General features: G+C 52.0%; 14 protein-coding genes. 12 read left to right on the top strand and 2 right to left on the bottom strand.

The annotated features are described in order from the left end of the window. Complete coding sequence (locus NZD86_RS16130; protein ID WP_268043070.1) at window positions 1-849, top strand: metal ABC transporter permease; 849 nt, start codon at window positions 1-3, stop codon at window positions 847-849. Between the two features lie 6 nt (window positions 850-855). Here NZD86_RS16130 and NZD86_RS16125 read toward each other — a convergent pair whose 3' ends face one another. After that, window positions 856-1,014 carry a hypothetical protein gene (locus NZD86_RS16125; protein WP_268043069.1) on the bottom strand — a complete coding sequence of 53 codons (159 nt, stop codon included), beginning with the start codon at window positions 1,012-1,014 and terminating at the stop codon, window positions 856-858. Window positions 1,015-1,195: 181 nt separating this feature from the next. Here NZD86_RS16125 and NZD86_RS16120 point away from each other — a divergent pair, with 181 nt between their 5' ends. From NZD86_RS16120 to NZD86_RS16090, 7 genes are all read left to right on the top strand, one after another. Further along, window positions 1,196-2,428, top strand: a complete 1,233-nt coding sequence (locus tag NZD86_RS16120) for a Y-family DNA polymerase (protein ID WP_268043068.1) — start codon at window positions 1,196-1,198, stop codon at window positions 2,426-2,428. Further along, on the top strand, window positions 2,425-2,667 hold the full coding sequence (locus NZD86_RS16115) for a DUF6504 family protein (protein WP_268043067.1): 243 nt from the start codon (window positions 2,425-2,427) through the stop codon (window positions 2,665-2,667). Before NZD86_RS16120 ends, NZD86_RS16115 begins: the two co-directional genes overlap by 4 nt. A gap of 12 nt (window positions 2,668-2,679) precedes the next feature. Continuing rightward, complete coding sequence (locus NZD86_RS16110; RefSeq protein WP_268043066.1) at window positions 2,680-5,787, top strand: DNA polymerase III subunit alpha; 3,108 nt, start codon at window positions 2,680-2,682, stop codon at window positions 5,785-5,787. A gap of 200 nt (window positions 5,788-5,987) precedes the next feature. Then, complete coding sequence (locus NZD86_RS16105) at window positions 5,988-7,052, top strand: phospholipase D-like domain-containing protein (protein WP_268043065.1); 1,065 nt, start codon at window positions 5,988-5,990, stop codon at window positions 7,050-7,052. Next, a complete protein-coding gene (locus tag NZD86_RS16100; RefSeq protein WP_268043064.1) occupies window positions 7,043-7,606 on the top strand; it encodes a phosphatase PAP2 family protein in 564 nt (187 codons plus the stop codon). The genes NZD86_RS16105 and NZD86_RS16100 overlap by 10 nt, the downstream gene beginning before the upstream one ends. Before the next feature lie 415 nt (window positions 7,607-8,021). Then, a complete protein-coding gene (locus tag NZD86_RS16095) occupies window positions 8,022-8,369 on the top strand; it encodes a cupredoxin domain-containing protein (RefSeq protein ID WP_268043063.1) in 348 nt (115 codons plus the stop codon). A 102-nt stretch (window positions 8,370-8,471) separates the two neighbouring features. Then, complete coding sequence (locus tag NZD86_RS16090) at window positions 8,472-8,924, top strand: OsmC family protein (RefSeq protein ID WP_268046902.1); 453 nt, start codon at window positions 8,472-8,474, stop codon at window positions 8,922-8,924. On the opposite strand, the gene NZD86_RS16085 is transcribed toward NZD86_RS16090, so the two are convergent. Then, a complete protein-coding gene (locus tag NZD86_RS16085; RefSeq protein ID WP_268043062.1) occupies window positions 8,921-9,265 on the bottom strand; it encodes a histidine triad nucleotide-binding protein in 345 nt (114 codons plus the stop codon). The two genes, NZD86_RS16090 and NZD86_RS16085, sit on opposite strands and share 4 nt — an antisense overlap. Window positions 9,266-9,399: 134 nt before the next feature. Here NZD86_RS16085 and NZD86_RS16080 point away from each other — a divergent pair, with 134 nt between their 5' ends. From NZD86_RS16080 to NZD86_RS16065, 4 genes are all read left to right on the top strand, one after another. Next, window positions 9,400-10,338, top strand: coding sequence for an aminotransferase class IV (locus NZD86_RS16080; RefSeq protein WP_268043061.1), 939 nt, complete (start codon window positions 9,400-9,402; stop codon window positions 10,336-10,338). 161 nt (window positions 10,339-10,499) lie between these two features. Next, window positions 10,500-12,905 (top strand): 3-hydroxyacyl-CoA dehydrogenase/enoyl-CoA hydratase family protein, encoded by a 2,406-nt coding sequence (locus NZD86_RS16075; protein WP_268043060.1) that lies wholly within the window; start codon window positions 10,500-10,502, stop codon window positions 12,903-12,905. 34 nt (window positions 12,906-12,939) lie between these two features. Next, window positions 12,940-14,121 (top strand): acetyl-CoA C-acetyltransferase, encoded by a 1,182-nt coding sequence (locus NZD86_RS16070; protein WP_268043059.1) that lies wholly within the window; start codon window positions 12,940-12,942, stop codon window positions 14,119-14,121. Window positions 14,122-14,166: 45 nt separating this feature from the next. Then, on the top strand, window positions 14,167-15,939 hold the full coding sequence (locus NZD86_RS16065; protein WP_268043058.1) for an acyl-CoA dehydrogenase family protein: 1,773 nt from the start codon (window positions 14,167-14,169) through the stop codon (window positions 15,937-15,939). Window positions 15,940-16,016 lie beyond the last annotated feature (77 nt).

The raw sequence follows: 16,016 nt of genomic DNA, 5'->3' as shown, positions 1-16,016 counted from the left end.
ATGGGACAGATGATTGGGAATATCATTCCTGTGGAGCTCTTTACCCAGCCATTCATGGCTCACGCCTTGATGAGTGGAACCATTGTCGCCATTCTGGTGGGACTCGTCGGCTTTTTTGTCGTCTTGCGTGGCTCAGCGTTTGTTGCGCATGTCCTTCCGAAAGTGGGGTTTTCCGGGGCTGCAGGTTCGCTTTTAATTGGGGCCAATTCGTTTCTCGGGCTTGTTATTTTCTCGATTGGTGGTGCACTCAGTATCGGGTGGCTCGGTAAGCGCGGTCGACATGATGTCGTCACAGCCCTTATCTTAATTGTGGCACTGGGAACGGGTGCGCTTTTTCTGGGACTCGACAATAATTATTCGACAGACGCCTTTGCCATTTTATTTGGCCAAATCGTCGGCGTAAGTACCAATCAAGTGATGGAAACAGCCGTTCTTGGAGTTGTCTGTGTCGGTATACTTGGCTTTTTGTACAGACCTCTTTTATTTGCATCGATTATGAAAGATTCTGCGGCTGCTCGCGGGATCCGCTTACGCGGTCTGGAAATGGCCTTCTTAGTGGTCGTGGGATTGGCTACTGCCGTCACTGTTCCTGTCGTCGGGGCTTTGCTGTGCTTTAGTCTGTTAATTGGTCCAGCTGCGACTGCTCGTTGCTTAGGCAAGCGACCGGTGAAGGTGCTGACGTATTCGGTTCTCATTTCCGTCATGACTGTTTGGGGTGCACTTATTTTAGGATACGATACGGGTTGGCCGATTGGCTTCTTTGTTTCCGCTATATCCGCAGGTCTATACGGATTGGCTCGGGGACTAAATCGTGTGTATGAACGTCGTGCACGGCGGGACCTGGTTTAGAGGACATCAGGTCCCAGTCTTTTCGTCGATAACAGGTGCCCTTTGGATCTCATTCTGCTCTGAATCCGTCTCTAGGCTCATTTGTTGTTCTGTGGATAGCGCTTGCTTGGCAAACAAACCGAGTACTGCAGCGAGTAGAACAATGGTGACGACAAATCCGATCACAAAAATCCGCCCTTTCAATTTCCTTTCACAGATATAGACGAATGTCACAGAGAAAATGTTTCAGCTGATGGACAAGAATCAGAAAGAAAAATTTTCTATGCTCAAAAACCGAACATATGTTTGTATCTTTGTTGAACGATACATATAATAATGCCAGAACGTATGTTCTGGTGGTGGTTTGATGAAATACACATTATTTGGGCAAGGTGAAGGGCTGTCTGGAGATGCGAAAACGGCTTATGTAACCGTGTCTGATGACGTCATCGTAGATGCGTCAGTATCCGCGATGAAAGCTGGAATTCGATTGGGATGGCCACTTAAAACGGCTTTAGCCATGCTTCCACATGTGCTGGTCTGTACATATCCAGAGTCCCCTACACCAGCTATGCAGGCAATTTATCGAACACTATGGAGCATCTCTCCATTTCTCTGTACGACGACAATGCACAATGCATTTTTTCTGCAAATTCCGGGCGAGAAACCACCCGTTGCGGAAGTGCGTCAATTGCTTCTCGATATGGAGCAACATTTGACTGAAGAACAACGATTTCGGGTTGGCTTAGCGGAGAATCCATTTTTAGCGCAGGCTTTAGTTGCATGGAGTCGCATCGAACGGGTCGAAGGAGCCCTGTATGTTCGCGTACGTCGACAGCAGTTACTCATTTCGCCAGCTGTTGCAGGCTGTTTGAGAGGGGCCGATGCACTCGATACAAGTTGGAGCGAACAAATGCCCATCGCTGCAATCTGGTTTATCTCAAAGGCGGATCGAGAAGCCTTGCAGGGTCTAGGCATTCATCGATTAGGTGATTTGTCGAACGTGACAGATACACTTTTAGCAGCGCATTTTGGCAAGGAATCGTGGTTGTGGAGAAGGACTTTGGAGCAAACACCTGGTGGTCAAGTGCAAGTAAACTATCCACCCGTTGAACGACGGATGTCTTGGCGTGCACCTATCGGTGAGGATTCTACGACAGATGTTGTAGAAACACTGCTGAACTCCATGGCTACGACGCTTTGCCTAGAGTTGCAAAAGGCGTCCGCAGGTGCGCTTGGACTTGGCCTCAGTTGGCGGACGGAGGAGGGGCGGGGGTGTTACGAGCAGATGGCGAAACAGCCGGTTTATCAGCCTTTTTCGCTCGTTGCTCAACTCTCACCTGGACGCTTTCAAATTGTCGGAGAACGATTGTCGTCGCTCGATGTCTACGTGTTTGAATTGCGTCCACTCGAGTCCGTTCAATCCGGTTTTTTATTGTATGATAACGCGTTTTATCCGATCTCGACGAAATCCAAAGCAGATCTCGAAGAAGTCCGCACTCACCTCATGCGTAAGTTTCCAAAGCAAATCAAAATGGGTGCCAAGCCGACGTTTCGCGAACAACGTCTCGACGCCATTCGAGAAGGTCGATTTTCGTGAGCCGCATTGTCCGTCGTCCAGTCGCTGTATATCGATGGAACGGGGATGAACCACAAGTGTTTTCAGATAGAGACACACAACACACAGTTGTGGAAGTGCTGGATCGCTGGGTTGAGATGGGCAACTGGTGGCAAGGTGAAGGAGAACGTCAAATGATTCGGGTGTGGACGAACCTGAACGCATTGCTTGAACTCGAACTCGAGGGCGGCCAGTGGTATATCTACAAAGCTTGGGATTAGGCGGGAACTGAGATGTTTGTTCACTTACATTGCCATTCTCCGTACTCGTTTTTAGACGGGGCTTCTTCTATAGAGGCATATGTTGCACAGTCCGCCATGTACCATATGCCAGCTTTAGCGTTAACAGATCACAACAGTATCGCGGGATTACCGGAACTGCACAAATGGGCTTCTGTGTACGGTGTGAAACCAATTTCCGGGGCGGAATTGACGATGATGGACGGAACGCATCTGACTGTTCTCGTCGAGACAAGACGAGGTTACCGCAATCTATGTGAATTGCTCACATTGGCGTACACGGGTGAGGAGAGGCGGACAGATCCCAGAATCGACGAAAGGGATTTATTTCGGTTGGGTGATGGACTCATCATTCTGTCGGGATGTCGAAATAGTCGCTTGCAGCAATTGCTGCGAGGCCATGACTACTCGTCGGCACAAGCGCTCGCGAGCCGCTATCGTGATCGCTTTGGGGATTCATTTTATCTGGAGATGCAAAGAGACGGGTATCCCGGCAATGAAGCGGTTTTAAAAGATCTGAACCAGTTATCCGAGAGCATCGGCGTGTCATTGGTGGCGACAAGCAATGTTCATTATGTCGATAAGCATCTGTTTCCGGTACACGACGCACTTCGCTGTATTGGCCTCGGGTGTGATGTGTTCACACCCCATCCTAAGCGTCCGCTCAATCGGCAAGCGTGGTTCCACGATGCGGATGAAGCGATGGAGCGGTTTGGTGCCTATTCGCAAGCGATTCACGAGACAATTGCCATTGCAGAGCGGTGTCAAGTGGTTTTAGCCCTGAATGAGACGCACTTTCCCACGTTTTCGTTGGAAGACTCTGATGGAGATAGAGTCGAGTACTTGCGGCGTTTGGTGTACGCAGGTGCACATGATCGTTATCCGCGTGTGGATAACGAGCTCATGAGGCGGTTGGAGCACGAGTTGGATATTATTGTTCGGCTGGGTTACGTCGATTATTTTCTCGTCGTGTGGGATATTGTGCGGTTTGCGCGGAGTCGGAGAATTCGATGTGCTGGTCGCGGGTCAGCCGCCGATTCGGCCGTTGCTTATTGTTTGTACATCACGGATGTGGACGCTGCTGGGCGTGGGCTTCTATTTGAGCGGTTTATGTCGCTCGAACGCGCTGAACGCCCAGACATCGATATTGACTTTGCCAGCGACAGACGAGATGAAGTCATGCAGTACGTCTACGACAAATATGGGAATGACAAAGTGGCGCGGGTCGCCACATACCAGACGTTTCGCGGCAGGTCGGCGATTCGGGAGATTGGGAGCGCGCTTGGACTGCCGCAGGCATTGCTCAGTCCATTGGCAAAGCGCGTTCCGTGGTCAGCACACGCAGACGATCTCGACGGCTTACTCGACAGAGTTCCCGAGTTAAACGATTTTCGGGAATACCGAAAGACACTGCACTGGCTCTTTCAAATTGCCAGTCATGTCGCTGGGTATCCCCGTCATTATGGCATGCATGTGGGCGGAATCGTCGTCAGCCGCGATCCGCTATATGAAACAACCAGTCTCCAGCCCTCTGCCAAGGGCGAGTGGATCACGCCATTTGATAAGCGGACGGTTGAAGATGTCGGTCTCGTGAAACTGGATTTACTTTCTTTGCGGACGATGTCCGCTGTCGAAGGGGCCGTCCAAATGAGTGCAAATTCCCTGCGCTCCATCGATTACGACAACATTCCGCTCGATGATGAGTCGACGTTCGAGATGATCAGGCGTGGCGACACGATCGGCGTGTTTCAACTGGAGAGTCCAGCTCAGCGAGCGCTGCAGGCGCGTTTGGGGGCAACTGGACTGGAGGACATTGTGGCCAGCGTCGCCCTCATTCGGCCTGGCCCGATTCAGGGAAACATGGTTGATCCGTTCATCGCCCGCCGCCACGGAAATGAGCCGATTACTTACCTGCATCCAAAGCTGGAGCCGATTTTGGGCAAGACATACGGTGTGGTGCTGTTTCAAGAGCAGGTCATCGAGATCGCGACAGCTATTGCTTGTTTCACACCGGGGGAAGCCGATGAATTGCGGCGGGTGATGAGTCACGCCAGAAGTCACGCGGAAATGAAACAAATCGGTGAGAAATTTATCCTCAAAGCACGCGAGAACGGGATACCGGACGACGTTTCCAGCACTATCTTTTCGTATATTCAGGGATACGCCAGTTATGGATTTTGTGAAGCGCACGCGGCCGCATTTGCCACGACCGCGTATAAGACAGCGTATCTTGTTCAGCACTATCCGGCGGAGTTTTACGCTTCTATACTGAATCAGCACCCGATGGGCTATTATCCCGTTCACGTCATCTGCGCAGAAGCCCGTCGGCGCGGTATCAAGATTCTCCCTGTCGATGTCAATGAAAGCGACTGGTCGTGCAGTACACCACAGCCAGACCAGATACGCTTGGGTTTTCAGCTCATTAAACGATTTACACCCGAGGCGGGCATGTCCATTGTCGAAGAACGGAGTCGAAATGGTGTATTCACGTGTGCTTCTGACTTTATCGTGCGCGTTCCTCAAGTTCACCGATTGCTCGTGGAAAATCTCATTCGTGTTGGTGCCTTTGATTCCATTGAAGCACTGGATCGGCAAACCCTCCTTTGGCATATACCGCAGTGGATGGCGATGCGTCGGGAGGGGAATAGGCCGTTGCTCAAACAGTTGACGACGCCAGTGGAAGGAACGAGGAGAGCAGCGACATCGCTTGCGAGTCGTTTAGCGGATGAATACAATTTACTAGGCGTCGGAGTCTCTGGACACTGGTTACAACTTCTCCGAACTGATTTGGATAAACAGGGTTATCTGACGACGGATGCAGTGCTGAGTGCTCCAGAAGGCGCGCAAGTAACTGTGGCAGGATTGGCGATCCGCCCGCACCGCCCACCCACCAAAAGTGGTCGAACGGTGGTCTTTTTTACGCTGGAAGACGAACAGGGTATGCTCGACGCAACGATGTTTGAATCTGTTTATAAAACGGAAGGCGCTGTTTTGTTCACGCCGTACGGTAGATTGCTCGGTATCCAAGGTGTCGTTCAGCGTCGAGGAGGAGAACGAGCACAGCTCTTGGTTCAGCACATTTGGCCCCTGGCAAAAAGTTAGGCCAGGCTCCGCGAACACGCTGGCCCACCTCGACCTCTGTCACCAGTGCTCCACTGTGAAAAGTCTCAGATGACTTTGGAGAATGATCGGATAGTAAAAAGGTTCCGTTTTGCGCTTGCAGAACTTCATGACATAAGCAGGCAAGCTGACGAGTTTGTCCGCCCGCGTCCCGACGGGGAAATGGTCTTACAGACGACGAGGTGAACAGATTGTTCCAAAAGCGATTTTTCTCCAGACTGGCCGCACTATCCATGACGGGTCTAATCCTCATTGCAAGCTCGGGTTGTGGTCTGTCGCCAGCAAGTTTGACCACGACAAGCGGCCATGTACTGCCAGGCCCGGTAACCGATGAGGACATCCAGTTTGTCTGGGGGAACGACGTCAAAGACGCCGCTCTAAAACTCATTCAAAATAGTCGCAACGAAGTTTATGTCGATATGTACGAACTATCTGATCCGGATGTCATCAAAGCCCTCTCTGATGCGCGCAGACGGAATGTCGACGTTCGCGTTGTTTTGGATGAAACGGAAAAGCATTCGACAGAAGTCGGCTATCCAGAATTGAGGCAAGCAGGCGTGACAGTCAAGCAGATCTCCATTAAACGTGGAATTGATCACGTTAAGATGATTATCGCAGATGACGGTGTGCTCATTGGCGGGATGAACTTTGGCAGCAACAGTTGGGCCAACAACGACGCTTCCGTTGTCATTTCCCATCCGTCAAACGGCTTCAAGTCGATGTTTTTGTGGGACTTTGAACGGGCGAACGGACAAGCCGCACAGGCGCCAACTGTCTCAGCTCCACTGGTTTACGACCATTCCATTCAAACGGCTGTCCTGGCAGCCGTGCAACAAGCGCAGCACAGCATTGACATGGAGGCATTTGACTTGTCTGACCGCGACGTGATCAACGCTTTACAAACGGCAGTGAAACGCGGTACCGCAGTGGAAATTTTAGTGGACCCAACACAGTCCTATAACCGTACCGCAGTCGAGACATTGCGGAACGCGGGGGCGATGGTTCGCTACTATCGACCCTACAGCGGAGAACTGATGCATGCCAAGATAATCGATGTCGATCACGGCGCAACCTTCATCATTGGCAGCGCGAACTTCAGCCATCAAGCGTTCACGTACAACCATGAGGCGGACGTCGTGCTGCATAACGTATCCAAGTTTGATTCTTCTTTCCGACAAGACCTGCAAACAGGGATGGCGAGAGGTTCTGACTATCCGGTGAAAGCGAAGAGTAATTCATGGGAATAACCAATTGGATTTGGCAAACGTGCACTTATTGCGATGCACTCATAACAAGGGAGATCCATCGACTTTGGCGCCGACTTCCATGGCTAAATGCCGCCATGGTGGTCGTTGCAAAATACACGCCTGTTTTCATGCTGGCCGTTCTCGTCGTAGCTGCGACGGGCATCTTGCAAACGACGCAACATTACGTCGTTACGTTTGCGAGCGTTTCTTCCTCGATTGTCGCGGCCGTGGCGATCCGACTCATTCATGAACCAATCAGTCGCATGACAGCGCGGCCACGACCTTTCGATACGGAACCGTTTGAACCTTTGCTTGCGCACGAACAAGGGGAATCATTTCCCAGCAACCACGCAGGTGGGGCACTCGCGCTTGCGTGCGGAGCTATCCACTTGCCGTTTTTCCGGGAGATTCTGCTTGTCATGGCACTCTGTTTATGTTTTTCCCGCATCTATTGCGGCCTGCATCATTTTAGCGACGTCGTCGTAGGGGCAATCGGAGGCACGACAGTGGGGCTGCTCTGTGCGGGGATCCAAGCTGGAATACACCTTTCATAGCAAGTAAACCTTTTCGGGCGGTACAGATCCTCAGAGAACTCCATTGTTAGCATCAAACTACTGCATAAAACCCTTTATGGATCCGTAATCAGGTAACATATCACCAAACACTGTCGTTTGGTATTTTACTGCTGGGTAGGGTCTTTTAGAAATGAAACAAACGAGACAAATGAACAGGCCATGAGTTAACCTCTCTGGTTCAGTTTGAAGTGTTTAGGAGATTCTTTCCCTGACCCGTGAACTTTGAACGTGGGTAATTCGTTGAACACATTTGGTTCCTTAATGAGAGACTTGCTAATACCGAATAATTTACTGAGATCAATTCGTGATGAAACAAAACACGCATGAGACGGATACGGCAAAGACATGCTACACAGGAAATAAAAAACGAGGAATTCATCAATGAGGTGTTTTTGTGCGTGCCACGCTGCGGTGTTCCATGGCTTTTGTCGGTATCCTCGCAATACTTCCAATCTCACTCGTTCATGCACAAACTATCCAAGTGAATCTTCAGGACGGTTCGATTCGTCCTGCTCAAATTCAAGCCGTCAAAGGTAAACCATTGCATATTGTGGTGGCCAATCGAGGTCAAACGGTACACAACTTTGTTGTGCCGGATTTCTTCGTGTTTTCGCCAAATTTACAACCGGGTGGAACAACTGATGTGCGTTTCACTCCAGACAAGACCGGATCGTTCCGATACTACTCAGACAAGAAGGGGATTCCTGAACCTGGCATGGAAGGACAGTTGGTTGTACGATAACGCGCGTCGTTTGCCGCCTGTTGTCCTTTGGAACGCGCTCTGGCGTGACGTACATCCTCTTGCGCGATACAATACAGAGTGTAGGGGGCGATGTGGTTGGAAATGAAAGTGACAAGTAAATGGCTCGGCCAACGCCATTTTCAAGCGGACGGCCCGTCCGGGCACACGGTTTACATGGATGCCCGTCGAGAAGACGGTGGTACAGGCCAAGGCAATCGGCCTATGGAATTATTACTCATGGGCATCGTCGGATGCACAGGTATTGATATTGCCATGATCATTGAGCGCATGCGGCTGTCTTTGGAGGAGTTGGAAATCGAGGCAAAAGCCGAGCGACGTGAAGAACACCCAAAGGCGTTTACGGAAATTCATTTAACCTATCACATGCAGGGAGAAGTGCCCGCAGCAAAAGCCTGGAGAGCCATTCGATTAAGTGAAGAAAAGTACTGCTCTGCCATCGGAAGCATCAATGCAAACGTAGTTGCTCATTTGGTGCTCAACGGAGCAGACGTTCCACCACTTGACGTGGTCGGACAGGATGGCCTTCCAGATTAACCTGGAGGCCATCCTAATTGCCGACCGCCGAGAATGTGATAGTGAAGATGCGGCACGGTCTGCTGTCCGTGCAAACCGATGTTTGTCACGACCCGGTAACCATCCTTCGCGACACCAAGGGTTTCTGCCACTTGCGGGATGACACTATGTAACCGACCGATAAGGCCTGCATCTTCAGCTGTCACCGTCTGGGCGGACTGGATGTGCTTCTTTGGAATGACCAGCACATGCACAGGAGTCTGCGGACGAATATCGCGGAATGCAAGTACCTCATCATCCTCATACACCTTATCCGACGGAATCTCGCCAGATACGAGCTTGCAGAATAAGCAATCTGCCATGTGTTATCAGATTCCTTTCATAGTGTGTCGCAGTGAAGAAAAGTTCTGTGAACCCTTTCGGACAACCTCTTCAGTCATCCTACCTCTTACTTTATAATGATCGTAAGATTGCGTCAAAGTGAGGGGATAATAACATGCCTGTTATTGGCTACTACAATGGTAAATTTCTCGATCCAACCAGTTCCGTCGTTCCCATCGAAGAACGCGGCCACGAATTCGGTGACGGTGTCTACGAAGTCATCCGCGTCTACGGTGGTCAACCGTTTCTTTTGGATTGGCACATTGAACGTCTTCTGAACAGTCTTCATGCAATTCGCATTCCCTCACCTCATGATGCAGACGGCTATAAAGAGTTGATCGTTTCGGCGATCCAGCGAAGTGCGGAAGAGGAGGCAAGCATCTACCTTCAAGTGACGCGCGGGGCTGCCGCGAGAAATCACTTGTTTCCCGCTGACACAACGGTCCCATCCGTCAGTTTAGTCGTACGACCTCTTTCCGCGAAACCCGATCAGAAACCAGGCAAATTACTTATTCAACCGGATGAGCGGTGGGCAAATTCGTATATCAAAACCCTCAACTTGCTACCAAATATTTTGGCAAAGCAAGCTGCGCATGATGCTGGGGCAGATGAAGCATTACTCGTTCGGGATGGACACATGATTGAGTCGGCCAGCTCGAACTTATGGTTTGTTCGGGATGGCAAGTTGATTACGGCGCCGACGGATCGATTTATTCTTCCGGGCATCACGCGTCGGTATGTCTTGGAGTTGGCTGGCCAACTCGACATCCCTGTTGAACAAGTGAAACTGCCCCTATCTGAGTTATCATCCGTTGACGGAATCTTTATCACGGGAACCATTCTGGAAATCCTCCCGATTGAAAGTGTTCTATCGCATCCTGTATTCGGTCCTTTGGATACGCTTCAGTCCGGATCGCCACATCCACTTGATGTGAAGCCCGAAGAATGTGAAGTCATCTGGCGTGCACGCGACTTGAGTGTTGTTGAACAACTTCGCCAGGCATTCGACGCAGGAATCACAGCATTTCGCGCAGCCACCAGCGTATCTATATAAAAAATCACCATAAGTGGGCGGGCCGACAAGGTCCGCCCACATCTATTTTGAACGCTTTGCCAAAACAGACTATACAGATTTTTTGCCTTCTGCTAACATAGGTAACAGGGAATCTACCGACTGGTCGGTCAATACTCGGTAGACCAAGGAGGATTGTCATCGTGAGCTTAAATGTACGCAAAGCCGCAGTCTTGGGCGCGGGCGTCATGGGTGCACAAATTGCGGCCCACTTGGCGAATGTCGGCATCCCGGTACTGCTCTTGGACATTGTACCGAGCGCACTTACCCCTGAAGAAGAAGCGAAAGGACTCACACTGTCCGACAAGTCGGTTCGGAACCGATTTGCTGCCCGGGGACTTGCAGCGGCGAAAAAAGCGAAACCCGCTGCTTTTTATGACTTGGCGGATGAAGCGCTCATCACGATTGGGAATATGGAAGATGATCTTTCGCTCCTTAAGGACTGCGATTGGGTCATTGAGGCAGTCGTTGAACGACTCGACATCAAGCGCGAGGTTCTGCAAAGACTCGCCGCTGTTCTGCCACCGCATGCAGTCGTATCCACCAACACGTCAGGTATCTCTTTGACGGCAATGGTTGAGGGATTGGAACCGTCCTTTAGAAAACGGTTTCTTGGCACGCACTTTTTCAATCCCCCTCGCTACATGAAACTGCTTGAAATCATTCCGGGGCCGGACACGGACCCTGCATTGATCGAAGACATTCGTTACTTTGGTGAGCGTCGTCTGGGCAAGGGGATCGTAATCGCCAAAGACACGCCAAACTTCATTGCCAACCGAATTGGTACTTATGGTCTTATTGCAACACTTCATGTCATGGAGAAGTTCGGCTACGGCGTGGATGAAGTGGATGCACTGACAGGGCCAGTGATGGGTCGGCCTAAGAGTGCGACATTCCGCACACTGGACGTTGTTGGTCTCGACACGTTCGTTCACGTGGCGAAGAACGTTCAACAGTCGGTTACTAATGAGGCCGAGAAAGAACGCTTTACCATTCCAAAGTACCTCGAAAAAATGGTGGAGAACCGCTGGCTGGGTGAAAAGACGGGACAGGGATTTTTCAAGCGGGAGCGTACAGAAACAGGCAAAGAAATCCTCGCGCTCGACTTGGAGACGTTAACTTACCGCCCTCGTCGGAAAGTCGCTTCGGCTTCGCTTGAGGCTGCGAAAAACGCAAAGACTCTGCCCGAGAAATTGCGTGCGCTCGTCTATGGAAAGGACAAAGCATCGCAATTTGTTTGGGAGATTCTCAAAGATGTGTTGCTTTACACGGCGGATCGTCAAACGGAAATCGCCGACGATATCGTGGCCGTTGATGAGGCGATGAAGTGGGGCTTTAACTGGCAACTCGGTCCGTATGAGACGTGGGACGCCATCGGCGTCGAAAAGTCCGTTGCCCGTATGCGCGAAGAAGGCGCTGTCATTCCAGCGTTTGTGGAGCAACTTTTGGCATCTGGTAAAAAGACGTTCTACGAACAGGCTGAACCCGGTCAAATACGGTTCTATGTCGGAAACGCCGACTACCGTACGGTGGAGAAACCGATCGAAAAGCTCTCCCTGGCGGACATCAAGGCGAAGAATGGCGTCATTCACAAGAACAGCGGCGCTAGCCTCATCGACATTGGTGACGGCATCGTCTGTCTGGAAATGCACTCGCCAAATCAGGCCATTGGTGCAGATGTCGTCGCCATGATGGATTACGCGGCGAAGGAAGTAGCACAGAACTGGGAAGGCCTTGTCATCTACAACGAGGCGAAAAACTTCTGTGTTGGTGCCAACCTCATGATGATGTTGATGGAAGCACAGGACGAGAACTGGGACGACATCGATTTGACCGTTCGGCAGTTCCATCGTGCTGGGATGGCCATCAAGTATCTGCCGAAACCTGTGGTCTCAGCACCGCACAGCATGGCTCTGGGTGGTGGTGCGGAGCTTTGTTTTCCGGCGGATCGAGTACAGGCATACGCGGAGACATATATCGGGCTTGTGGAAGTCGGTGTCGGATTGATTCCTGGCGGGGGCGGCACGAAAGAAATGCTGCTGCGAGCCATGGAACACGTCCCGAGCGGCGTGGATATCCGTCCAGACGATTATGTTCGTCGAGCATTTGAAACTGTCGCCATGGCGAAAGTTTCGACCAGTGCGAAAGACGCCAAACGCCTTGGCTACTTGCGCGAGACGGACGGCATCAGCGTCAACCGTGACTATCAACTTTACGACGCAAAGCAAGTCGCATTGTCGCTTGCCCGCAGTGGCTATTTACCGCGTCAGCCGAAAACCGTGAAGGTCGTTGGACGGGACGGTGCTGCCATGTTGAAGGCCGGGGTCCAAGGCATGATCCAGGGCGGATACATTTCGGAGCACGATGCAAAGATCGCGAATCATCTCATTCGAATTTTGACCGGCGGCGACGTTCCACGCGGGACGGAAGTCACTGAGGATTACTTGCTGGATTTGGAGCGCGAGGCATTCTTGAGCCTCGTCGCCGAGCCAAAGTCCCAGCAGCGGATGCAACACATGCTGGCGAAAGGCAAGCCACTGCGCAACTAATGCATGCACAGTTTGAGATAAAGGAGGAAGTCTCGTGAAAGAAGCAGTCATTGTCTCGTGTGCTCGCACGCCGATTGGCAAATCGGGACGGGGCAGTCTTCGTCAAACTCGCCCAGATGATCTCGGTGCCCTCGTCCTCGACGCCGTACTCGAACGGGCACCAGGCGTCAGCAAAGAGGAAATTGAGGACGTCGTCATCGGCTGTGCGATGCCCGAAGCTGAACAAGGTATGAATGTCGGTCGTATTATCGCCCTGCGTGCAGGGTTGCCCACGACCGTCCCGGGCGTGACCGTCAACCGGTTCTGCAGTTCTGGACTCCAATCCATCGCCATTGCGGCTCAACAGATTATGTCAGGCATGGCTGATGTCGTTGTCGCCGGTGGCGTTGAGAGCATGAGCATGGTCCCCATGACCGGTTACAACTTGTCACCGAACCCCACCCTCGTGGACCGGCTGCCGGCAACCTATATGAGCATGGGTCACACGGCGGAACAGGTTGCTAAGCGGTTCGGTGTCAGCCGTGAAGATCAGGATCGGTTTGCTGTCCGCAGCCACGAGCGAGCAGCAGCGGCCATTGACGGCGGGAAGTTCAAAGAGGAAATCGTTCCCGTGCCCGTCGAGCAGGTTCACATCGACGAAAACAATAAAGTCGTCACACGCACGGTGATGTTTGACACCGACGAAGGTGTGCGAAGGGAGACGACGTTGGATCGCCTCGCCCAATTGCGCCCGGCATTCCAACTGAACGGCACGGTGACGGCGGGCAACGCTTCGCAAACGAGTGACGGTGCTGCTGCCGTTCTCCTCATGTCTGCGGAACGTGCCAACGAGTTAGGCCTAAAGCCCCTGGCGGCATTCCGCGGCTTTGCTGTCGCGGGTGTCGATCCCGACATCATGGGCGTCGGCCCTATCGCCGCCGTACCCAAGGCCTTAAAGGTGGCTGGCTTGTCCCTATCCGATATCGATCTCGTCGAACTGAACGAAGCCTTCGCCTCCCAAGCCATCCAAGTCATACGCGGACTTGAGTTGGATGAGTCGAAGGTCAACGTGAACGGCGGCGCCATCGCACTTGGCCACCCGCTGGGCTGCACAGGTTCCCGCCTCACGGTCAGCCTGATTCACGAAATGATGCGCTCCAAACTGAAGTACGGCCTCGTCACGATGTGTATTGGCGGCGGCATGGGTGCTGCCGGTGTGTTCGAGTGCCTTGCATAAACCAGTGAGAGAATGATGGTCTTCAGAAAATGGGAGGAATGACAGATGGGTACTGATACAACACGTAAACCAGCACGTGGTGCATTCTATTTGATCGAGGACACAGATGCACAGCAGGTCTTCACTCCGGAAGACTTTACGCGTGAGCATCAGATGATTGTGGACACGACGAGATCGTTTGTGGAAAACGAAGTTCTGCCGCACCAAGAAGAGTTGGAGCACCAGAACTGGGATCTCACGGTCGAGTTGCTGCACAAAGCAGGGGACTTGGGCCTGCTGGCAGCGGATGTTCCAGAAGCATACGACGGTCTCGGCGCTGACAAGGTGACGAGCGCGCTCATCTCGGAAACACTCACTCGCGGTGGTTCGTTTGCGCTCAGTCACGGCGCACACGTCGGGATCGGATCGCTCCCCATCGTCTTTTTTGGCAACGAGGAGCAGAAGCAGAAATACTTGCCCAAGCTCGCGAGCGGCGAGTGGATCGCGGCCTATGCGCTGACCGAACCAGGTTCCGGTTCGGACGCACTGGGTGCAAAAACGACTGCCACGCTGTCCGCTGACGGCAAGTACTGGATTTTGAACGGTACAAAACAGTTCATCACGAACTCAGCGTTTGCTGACGTGTTTGTCGTTTACGCGAAGATCGACGGTGAGCATTTCTCCGCGTTCATCGTGGAAAAAGGCTACGAAGGTGTATCAACCGGTGTGGAAGAGAAGAAAATGGGCATCAAGGCATCGTCGACGCGCCAATTGATTCTCGAAGACGCAAAGGTTCCAGTGGAAAACCTCCTTGGCGAAAAAGGTCGCGGGCACGTCATTGCTTTCAACATTCTCAACATCGGCCGCTACAAATTAGCTGTCGGTTCCGTGGGTGGTATGAAGGGTGCACTAGAGCATTCCGTGAAATACGGAAACAGCCGCAAGCAGTTCGGAACGGCGATCACGAACTTCGGCCTCATCAAGCAGAAGCTGGCACTGATGAACACCCTGACCTATGTGACAGAGAGTGCGGCTTACCGCGCGACTGGTGACATTGACGCCCAACTGGAATCGGTTGACACGAACAACGGCAAGGCAGTAGCGGACGCCATCGCTGAGTACGCCCTCGAATGCTCCGTTCTCAAGGTGTTCGCGTCGGAAGCGCTCGACACGATTGTGGACGAAGGGGTACAAATCCACGGTGGGGCTGGGTTCATTGCAGAATACGGCATGGAGCGCATGTACCGCGACTCTCGCATCAACCGGATTTTCGAAGGAACAAACGAAATCAACCGCATGCTCATTCCGAATACCTTGCTGCGCAAAGCGATGAAGGGTGAATTGCCACTCCTGCAAAAAGCGCAAGGCTTGCAGGAGGAACTCATGAGTCTGATGCCGCCATCAGGCGAGTTCGACACCCTGGAACGTGAGACGTACATGCTCGATATGATGAAGAAGATCTTCCTCTTTGCCGGTGGTGTAGCAGTTCAGACTTACCAAATGAAGCTGAAGGACGAGCAGGAAGCACTCGCGGCCTTGGCTGATATCGCCATCAACATTTATGTGTTGGAAAGCGCCTTGCTCCGCACGAAAAAGGCCTTGGCAAACGGTCAGGATGCACAGAATAAAATTGACATGACCGTCTCGTTTGCTGAAACGGCATTCGCTCAAGTCGAGCAGACTGCCAAGACGTTGTTGGCGAGCGTGGCCGAAGGGGATATGCTCCGCACGCAATTGTCGATGTTGAAAAAGCTCACCCGTGTGACACCAGTAAACGTGGTGGCTATCAATCGGCGCATTGCGGATCGTGTCATTGAGGCAGAAAAGTATCAAGCGTAATGAGTTTACATTGAGCCCGGTACACCCTATTGGGGGCCGGGCTTTTCTCGCACAAATGTTCACACTAGAAATTGTTG

This window comes from Alicyclobacillus dauci, from assembly GCF_026651605.1.
GTDB lineage: Bacteria > Bacillota > Bacilli > Alicyclobacillales > Alicyclobacillaceae > Alicyclobacillus > Alicyclobacillus dauci.
This window is presented reverse-complemented; position numbering and strand designations above follow the sequence as displayed.

Excerpts from the sequence above, each read along its gene's own strand:
- NZD86_RS16130 (WP_268043070.1), top strand. The coding sequence starts at position 1 with ATGGGACAGATGATTGGGAATATCATTCCTGTGGAGCTCTTTACCCAG.
- NZD86_RS16080 (WP_268043061.1), top strand. The coding sequence starts at position 9,400 with ATGCCTGTTATTGGCTACTACAATGGTAAATTTCTCGATCCAACCAGT.
- NZD86_RS16090 (WP_268046902.1), top strand. The coding sequence starts at position 8,472 with ATGAAAGTGACAAGTAAATGGCTCGGCCAACGCCATTTTCAAGCGGAC.
- NZD86_RS16110 (WP_268043066.1), top strand. The coding sequence starts at position 2,680 with ATGTTTGTTCACTTACATTGCCATTCTCCGTACTCGTTTTTAGACGGG.
- NZD86_RS16100 (WP_268043064.1), top strand. The coding sequence starts at position 7,043 with ATGGGAATAACCAATTGGATTTGGCAAACGTGCACTTATTGCGATGCA.
- NZD86_RS16085 (WP_268043062.1), bottom strand. The coding sequence starts at position 9,265 with ATGGCAGATTGCTTATTCTGCAAGCTCGTATCTGGCGAGATTCCGTCG.
- NZD86_RS16065 (WP_268043058.1), top strand. The coding sequence starts at position 14,167 with ATGGGTACTGATACAACACGTAAACCAGCACGTGGTGCATTCTATTTG.
- NZD86_RS16120 (WP_268043068.1), top strand. The coding sequence starts at position 1,196 with ATGAAATACACATTATTTGGGCAAGGTGAAGGGCTGTCTGGAGATGCG.